At 59.3% G+C, this 1079-nt stretch carries 1 pseudogene; it reads right to left on the reverse strand.

The features are described 5' to 3' along the window. Positions 1-1035, reverse strand: a pseudogene (locus AO064_RS21765) (hypothetical protein); the annotation flags it as partial. Between the last annotated feature and the right edge of the window lie 44 nt (positions 1036-1079).

The following is a 1079-nucleotide window of genomic DNA, read 5'->3' on the forward strand; positions in this document are numbered from 1 at the left end:
GCGACGGGTCCCCTCGGGATACATCGCACTGTTCTCGTAGATAGACGCCAAGGGAGCCAGCGCTTCACCCAAGTGTTTCAGAGTGAGGGGGTCAAACTGACTCTCACCAGCTTTTTCGATCGTAGCTTTCCACGTTTTATCGGTATAGGACGCCAGCGCTGCGGCCATGCGCCTTTCTGCTTCAGCAGGGGAAATTCCCGCTTCCGCCGCTAACTTATCGGCTTCTTTTTGTATTAAACGCGCTTCCGTAGGGTGCGCTTGACGGTTGTATTGCTCGACGGCTATTGCCGTACTCCCAGCAACTACCGCACCCGCAGCGGTGCCGCTACCGCCCACAGAGGCGCCCACACCGAGGGCGACCAACGCAGCCAACGTCTCCTGTTCCGATCCCCTGATACCATTTTTACCCAGTGCATCCGCAATGCTAGGCATCAAGGCCGCAGAAGCTCCCGCACCCAATGCACCACTCTGCACATTGCCACTGGACAACCCAATAGCCGCCCCCGCCAACGCGTGCAACATCACACGTGCCGCACCGCCTTCAGCCCAAGCCGCCCGAGTGGCCGCATCCGACTTCGGATCAGTCGCACGCGACTGGGCATAATCGCCAATCTTGTTGAAGATATCGCTGGAGGCCGTGTTGGCGACAATACCAACCGTCGTTCCTACAGGCGCGCCACCCAGCCCTGCGGCGATTAGTCCGGACGCGATATCGGCCATTAAGCGTTTGTCGCCACCGACCTGCCAGCGCTGGGCTTCCGTATAAGCGGCATTCGCTGCGAGCACCGTTCCAGCGGCATCCGGCGAACCGGTTTCGGTTTGGGTTTTGGCTTTATCGGCCAGTGCTTTCGCCTCATCCGCCTTGGCTTTGCCCACCGCACTGATCACCCCACTGGCCAACTGCGCCGAGCTTTGGATCAGGTCAATACGCTCTTGCATGGCCTTTTCATCAGGCCGGTCAAGTTTCTGATTGGCATTGGCGGTGTCACGGTTCAGCCCCACCAGGTCATTGGCGCCTTCGGCATTGCGAACCACAATCGTGCCTTCGCTGACCGCGCTACGGGTGTAGCTATGGTCTT

This window comes from Pseudomonas marginalis (assembly GCF_001645105.1).
Lineage (GTDB): Bacteria > Pseudomonadota > Gammaproteobacteria > Pseudomonadales > Pseudomonadaceae > Aquipseudomonas > Aquipseudomonas petroselini.